The sequence below is a fragment of the Rhodococcus sp. 7Tela_A2 genome, from assembly GCF_049311045.1.
Lineage (GTDB): Bacteria > Actinomycetota > Actinomycetes > Mycobacteriales > Mycobacteriaceae > Rhodococcus.
Map to the genome: position 1 here is coordinate 22,033 of NZ_JAXION010000057.1, position 6,000 is coordinate 28,032.

Annotated in this window: 6 protein-coding genes; 2 read left to right on the top strand and 4 right to left on the bottom strand. The window is 67.6% G+C overall.

What is annotated here, in order from left to right; genetic code table 11:
* Positions 1 to 36 precede the first annotated feature (36 nt).
* Positions 37 to 996 (bottom strand): sulfite exporter TauE/SafE family protein, encoded by a 960-nt coding sequence (locus tag TVH25_RS12405; RefSeq protein WP_169621955.1) that lies wholly within the window; start codon positions 994 to 996, stop codon positions 37 to 39.
* A 408-nt stretch (positions 997 to 1,404) separates the two neighbouring features.
* On the opposite strand from TVH25_RS12405, the gene TVH25_RS12410 reads away from it, so the two are divergent.
* A complete protein-coding gene (locus TVH25_RS12410; protein ID WP_169621956.1) occupies positions 1,405 to 2,241 on the top strand; it encodes a mycofactocin-coupled SDR family oxidoreductase in 837 nt (278 codons plus the stop codon).
* 6 nt (positions 2,242 to 2,247) lie between these two features.
* Here the strand turns inward: TVH25_RS12410 and TVH25_RS12415 are convergent, their stop codons facing one another.
* The 3 genes from TVH25_RS12415 to TVH25_RS12425 all read right to left on the bottom strand — a co-directional run bounded on the left by TVH25_RS12415 (position 2,248) and on the right by TVH25_RS12425 (position 5,610).
* The gene (locus TVH25_RS12415; RefSeq protein WP_422424303.1) at positions 2,248 to 3,483 is read right to left on the bottom strand and encodes a saccharopine dehydrogenase family protein; all 1,236 of its coding nucleotides are present in this window, start codon (positions 3,481 to 3,483) and stop codon (positions 2,248 to 2,250) included.
* A gap of 126 nt (positions 3,484 to 3,609) precedes the next feature.
* Entirely contained in the window at positions 3,610 to 3,993 is a 384-nt protein-coding gene (locus TVH25_RS12420) for a universal stress protein (RefSeq protein ID WP_422424304.1), read from the bottom strand.
* A gap of 144 nt (positions 3,994 to 4,137) precedes the next feature.
* Positions 4,138 to 5,610 carry an SDR family NAD(P)-dependent oxidoreductase gene (locus TVH25_RS12425; RefSeq protein ID WP_169621959.1) on the bottom strand — a complete coding sequence of 491 codons (1,473 nt, stop codon included), beginning with the start codon at positions 5,608 to 5,610 and terminating at the stop codon, positions 4,138 to 4,140.
* Between the two features lie 87 nt (positions 5,611 to 5,697).
* Here TVH25_RS12425 and TVH25_RS12430 point away from each other — a divergent pair, with 87 nt between their 5' ends.
* Positions 5,698 to 5,940, top strand: a complete 243-nt coding sequence (locus TVH25_RS12430; RefSeq protein ID WP_169621960.1) for a PLDc N-terminal domain-containing protein — start codon at positions 5,698 to 5,700, stop codon at positions 5,938 to 5,940.
* Positions 5,941 to 6,000 lie beyond the last annotated feature (60 nt).

Genomic DNA, 6,000 nt, shown 5'->3' on the forward strand with positions numbered 1-6,000 from the left:
ATGGCGAGGGGAGCGGACATTGCTCGGCCGAACCGGTTACGGGCGCGGATTCCCCGCGCCGTCGATCACAGTTTCGCGCAGGGGGACAGGCGTGGGCACACCGAGGCGCTCCAGCGCCCCGGAGGACTCGGCCGGAGTCAGGCGCGAACGCTTCCACGACACTGCCAGCAACGCGATCCAGGCGCCCACGATCGCGCACGTCACCGAGGCCGACGCGATCGGTCCGGCGTCGGCGACGCCGAGCAGCTTGTAGGCGTTGGTGAGGACGATGACCCCACCGACGGCAGTACCCAGCAACGTGGCCGGTACCCGGCTCACCAGCCATGCGGCGAACGGAGCCGCCAGGGCGCCACCGAGAGCCAGACCGGCGACCACCAGCAGATTGCCGAGGGACTCGTGCCCGAGGCCGACGAGGAATCCGATGCTCGCCGAGACGGCCACGAGGAACTCGGAGGCGCTCACCGAGCCGATCACGGTGCGGGGGGCGGTTTTGCCGCGCGACAGCAATGTGCTGGTCGTGATCGGACCCCAGCCCCCACCGCCGCTCGCGTCGACGAAGCCGCCGAAGAAGCCGAGAGGGGAGAGGAACTTCGCCGTGTGCGGCGAGGTCCGGGCGTGCGCGACCGCCGGCGGCCGCACCGAGAACCGCAGCGCGACGTACACGCCGATCGCCAGCAGGATGGCGGCAGTCACGGGTGCCGCTGCCTCGGTCGACAGACTCGACAACACCGTCGCACCGAGGAACGCGCCGATCGCCCCGGGAACACCGAGTCGCAGCACGACCTTCCAGTCGATGTTGCGGAACCGCCAGTGCGACGCGCCGGAGACCAGCGTGGTCCCGACTTCTGCGAGGTGCACCGCCGCGCTCGCATGAGCGGCACCGACACCGCTGAAGATCAGCAGGGTGGTCGCGGTGACGCCGAACGCCATGCCCAGGGCACCGTCGACGAGCTGCGCACCGACGCCGACAAGGGTGAATACGAGCAAATTGAACATGAGCAGAGCTCCGAAGTCCGAAAGTAACCGAGCTGTGCTCGGTGGTGAGAACCGAAAGGAGCGGTCGAACCGCTCAGCAACAGACCTCGGTGCAACACAGACAGTCGAAACACGCGCCACGACGCGTAGGCCAGAACGGCATGAGCGCAAGCATGGTGGCCGGAGCCGCCTCGATGCTCGTCGCGTGCACGCTACCGTCCTCGGATGTCGTCGATGTCACCACTGCTCGCGGCGACCGGTCGAGCATAACCCGTTCCGCCGACAGCAACAGCGTCCACCGGAAAATCTGGGAAAGCCGTTTCGGCACCGCCCGGTAGTCCCGATGTGTGAGACCGGCGGGAGACGGTTCGGGGCCCCGTGGCTTACTGGCGGATCTACGGGCACACCGGAACGACTTGGAGGAATCGCGTGAACGGATTCGAAGGCAGAGTTGCATTCATCACCGGCGCCGCACGAGGACAGGGCCGTGCGCACGCGGTGGCCTTCGCCGAGCGTGGAGCCGACGTCGTCCTCCTCGATCGTTGCGAGGACCGTGACGTTCTCAGCTACCCGATGGCCACTGCCGACGATCTTGCGGAGACCGCTCGCATGGTCGAGAAGGCCGGGACACGGTCCGTGGTCGTGCACGGCGATGTGGGGGATCGGGACGCGATGAACGCCGCTGTCGAGGCGGGTATCTCCGCGTTCGGCCGGATCGATATCGCGGTCGCCAACGCGGGGGTGACGCTCATGGGATCGGTTCAGCACACCACGACCGCACAGTGGGACGAAGTCCTCGGCAGCAATCTCACCGGAGTGTTCAACACCATCGGAGCGGTCGCGCCGGGAATGATCGAACGCGGCTACGGCCGGATCGTGACCGTGTCGTCGATGCTGGGCCGTCAGGGCGGCACCAACACTGCCGCCTATTCCGCCTCGAAGTGGGGCGTGATCGGCCTGACCAAGAGTGCCGCACTCGATCTCGCAAGGCACGGCATCACGGTCAACGCTGTCGCACCCGGCAACATCAGCACCCCCATGATCCACAACGAGACGCTCTACGGCCACATGCGTCCGGATCTGGAATCCCCGACAGCCGACGACGTCGAACCGGTCTTCCGCTCCCTCCACGTGCAACCCGTCGCGTGGCTCGATCCCTTCGAAGTCACGCGGGCAGTGCTGTTCCTGGCGGCCGAGGACAGCGTTCACCTCAGTGGCGTCGTGATCCCCGTCGACGCCGGCAACGCCGCCAGGACCAGCGGCTGACCTCGGTCAGGGGAGGCGGCGTGCGGAGATTTCGAAACCGGCGTCGCGCAGGCGCTCAGTCAGCACGTCGCCGAATGCGACCGCAGGCGTGAGGACTCCGCCGCCCGCATGCAGGGCGGACCCACCCGAGGCGAGCGAGAGCGCAGACTCCGCCAGCATGACAGCGGTCGCCTTGTAGCCGGGGTCGCCCTGCGCTGCGAACCGTGCGGTGTAGCGTGCGCCGGATTCTGTTGTCGTGTAGAGGTCGACGGTGAAATGGCCCGATTCCCGGGTTTTCTCGGACGGCCCTTCACCCGGAGCGGGCAGCACCTTGTCGAGCAGGAAACGGGTGGGCGGAAACGCCAATCCTGCCGCAAGTGCTCCGCTCCCCGCCGCGACCAGGCCGGCGAGCACCGGAGAGAACGCGGACGAGCCGACGCTCATGACCTCCCGGTACGCAAACTTCTTCCCGTACGCCCACCCGGTGAGCGCGTTGCTGCGGCGCACGACCCGCGTGTTGTAGGACGCCATGACGAACGGCGCCTTCCAGCCCGACAGTTCCGGGGCGATCGACTTGCCGTCGACCATCGCGAAGTCGTTCTGGCGCCCGAGGTCGGGTTCCTGTGCGGGGTCGGGGGACAGGGAGTACGGCCGGGCCGCGATCTTGCGGGCGGCAGAATCCTTGCGCACGGCGTCGAGTTGCAGTCGCAGCGAGTCGATCGTGCCCCCGCTGACCCCGCCGCGCAGCGACGTCAGTACGAACGTCGTGTCGGTGAGGGCACCGGCATCGTCCGCCTCCGCCGCCCGGAACAGCGCGTGGACGCCCAGATCGGAGGGGATGGAATCGAAACCGCACGAGTGGACGATGCGTGCACCCGTGCGCCGGGCGACGTCGTCGAATCGATCGATGCTCTCTCGGTGGAACAGCACTTCGCCGGTGAGATCGACGTAGTCGGTTCCGGCTTCGGCACACGCTTCGACCAGTGGCAGACCGTATTTGGCGTACGGGCCGACGGTGCTGATGACCACGCGCGTCGCGCGTGCCAGTGACGCCAGGGAGACCGGGTCGTCGGAGTCGGCTTCGATCAGCGGCCAGTCGGTACCCAATTCCGCACGCACTTTCTCGAGGCGTTCGGCGGACCGGCCGGCCAGTCCGACGGCGACGCCGGTAGGCAGGTGCGCGGCGAGATAGGCAGCGGTGAGCCGCCCGACGAATCCGGTGGCGCCGTAGACGACGATGTCGAGGTCACGTGAGGCAGTCATGTGACTCACCCTACTGCCGGGTAAGTCCGGGTGCGAAGCGCGTCACATTCGGGGGACGTCGCAGAACCGACCGCGAGCGTGACGCCTCAGGGCGTCGGGTGAACTACCGGCACTCCCGAATCCGGCTCACGCTGCCTTGACGACCAGGACCGGAACCCCGACCTCGATCAGCAACCGCTGTAGCGGGCGTTCGAGGAGGAACTTGCCGACCGCGTTCTTGCCGCGGCTTCCCGCCACGACTCGTTCTGCTCCGGTGCGGGCCACGAGATCGATCACGGCGCCGACGCGATCACCGTCGTGCACCTCGGTGCACAGATCCCAGTCGTCGTTCCCGAGGACCTCGCGGACGGCGGCGCGCACCTTCTCCTCCTGTGCCCGGGCGACAGCACCGTCGTCGTCGAGAACGTGAAGGACGACAAGCCGCTCGTGCCGATCGGCCGCTTCACGTGCTGCGGCGACGAGTGCGGCACGACCCTCCGGGCTATCGGTATGGACCACAGCGACAGACATAACTCTCCTCGGGCGGTGGAACGGCGGCGACCTTGTCCATTATCTCCGTGCCGAGGTCCGCTCGCGTCACCTGACGGTGTGCAACGGGCCTCCGGACCGTGTTCGTGTCGGCCCGGTCTCAGACGCGGGCCGGCACCCGGAGCATCACCACGGGGCGGGACGGTAGTCCTTGAGGAAACAGCCGTACAGATCCGTACCGGCCTCGCCTTGCACGATCGGGTCGTAGACGCGGGCCGCACCGTCGACCAGATCGAGAGGAGCGTGGAACCCTTCCTCCGCCAGTCGCATCTTGGTGTGGTGGGGACGCTCGTCGGTGATCCAGCCGGTGTCGACTGCCGTCATGAGAATGCCGTCCTCGAGCATCTCCTCGGCACTGGTGCGAGTGAGCATGTTCAGCGCGGCCTTGGCCATGTTGGTGTGCGGATGTCCGGCGCCCTTGTACCGGCGGCCGGCGAACTGGCCCTCCATCGCGGAGACGTTCACGACGTACTTACGGCGGGCGGGGGAGGCCGCCATGGCCGGCCGCAACCGGTTGACCAGGATGAACGGTGCCACCGAGTTGCACAGCTGAACCTCGAGAAGCTCGAGCGGCTCCACTTCCCCGACGGTCTGCACCCAGCTGTTGGTGTGCACCAGATCGGGAAGCAGGCCACCCGCGTCGACCGCAATGCCGGCGGCGACCCGTTCGGGTGTCGCCGACCCGGCCACGAGCGCGAGTGAGGTCAGCGCGTCACCGGACAACTCCGCGGGCAGTGCACCGGTCAGCGCCGCCGGATGCGCGTCGGAGGGCTTCCCGAAGGTGAGCACCTCGGGAAGCGGTCCCGCCGGCAAGGGGCCCGATTCGGCGTCGGCGAGCGCCGAGTAGGCACCGGGGGAGCGGCGCACGGTCTGGGCCGCGTTGTTGATGAGGATGTCGAGAGGGCCTTGCGCGGCCACGTCCTCAGCAAGTGCGACGACCTGGGCGGGATCGCGGAGGTCGATTCCGACCACACGCAATCGGTGCAGCCAGTCGCCGCTGTCCTCCATCGCGGAGAAACGGCGGATCGCGTCGTTGGGGAACCGGGTGGTCACGGTGGTGTGGGCGCCGTCGCGGAGCAGTCGCAACGCGATGTACATGCCGATTTTGGCGCGACCGCCCGTGAGCAGCGCGCGGCGACCCGTCAGGTCGGTGCGGGCGTCGCGTTTGGCGTGGTTCTCGGCCGCGCACGACGGGCAGAGCTGATGGTAGAAGGCATCCACCTGCGTGTAGCGGTCCTTGCAGATGTAGCAGGGGCGCGGACGCAACAGCGTCCCCGCACTCGCACCGCTCGTCGAGGACGTGATCGGGACCCCGGCGGTTTCGTCGTCGATCCGCTGGGGAGACCCGGTGGCCGTCGCCGAGATCACCTCGCGGTCCGCCGCGGCCTTGCGTCCACGGGTTTCCTTACGCCGCATCTGCTTGAACTTCTTGAACATGTGCCCGACCGCGCGCTGCACGGTCACGGCGTCCGGATGCTCGGCGTGGAGCTCGGCGGCCTGGTCGAGAACTCTCAGGCAGATTTCGAGGTCGGCGGGATCGATGCGATCGGTACCGAAGGTCTCGCTGGTCGAAGTCAGGGTGTCGCTTTGGGGGTTCATCTGCCTTTTCCGTGTGGTGCTGTACCAATAATGATATCGGGCGTGGTTGTCGCGCCCGTGATCGCTATGCCACACCAGGAGGAAACGATGAGCCGGACCGTGACGACACGGACGTCGAAGAAGACCAGGTTTGCCGAGATGCCTCCGTGGAAGCAGGCACTGGTTCTGACACTCGCGTCGGTGCAGTTGTCGTTGGCGGCGACGGCCTGGGCGGACCTCGCGACACGTCCGGCGGAGAAGGTCAACGGCAGCAAACTCAAGTGGGCGCTGGTGATCGCGGTGAACTTCTTCGGACCGATCCGCTACTTCCGCAAGGGACGCCGACCCTGAACGGTTGTCGCGGACGCCGACATCTCGGAGTGGGGGGCCCCCCCCCCCCCCGAGAGGGGG

Bases quoted from the DNA above. Each gene is read 5' to 3' on its own strand.
- TVH25_RS12405 (WP_169621955.1), bottom strand. From the start codon at position 996: ATGTTCAATTTGCTCGTATTCACCCTTGTCGGCGTCGGTGCGCAGCTC.
- TVH25_RS12415 (WP_422424303.1), bottom strand. From the start codon at position 3,483: ATGACTGCCTCACGTGACCTCGACATCGTCGTCTACGGCGCCACCGGA.
- TVH25_RS12420 (WP_422424304.1), bottom strand. From the start codon at position 3,993: ATGTCTGTCGCTGTGGTCCATACCGATAGCCCGGAGGGTCGTGCCGCA.
- TVH25_RS12425 (WP_169621959.1), bottom strand. From the start codon at position 5,610: ATGAACCCCCAAAGCGACACCCTGACTTCGACCAGCGAGACCTTCGGT.
- TVH25_RS12430 (WP_169621960.1), top strand. From the start codon at position 5,698: ATGAGCCGGACCGTGACGACACGGACGTCGAAGAAGACCAGGTTTGCC.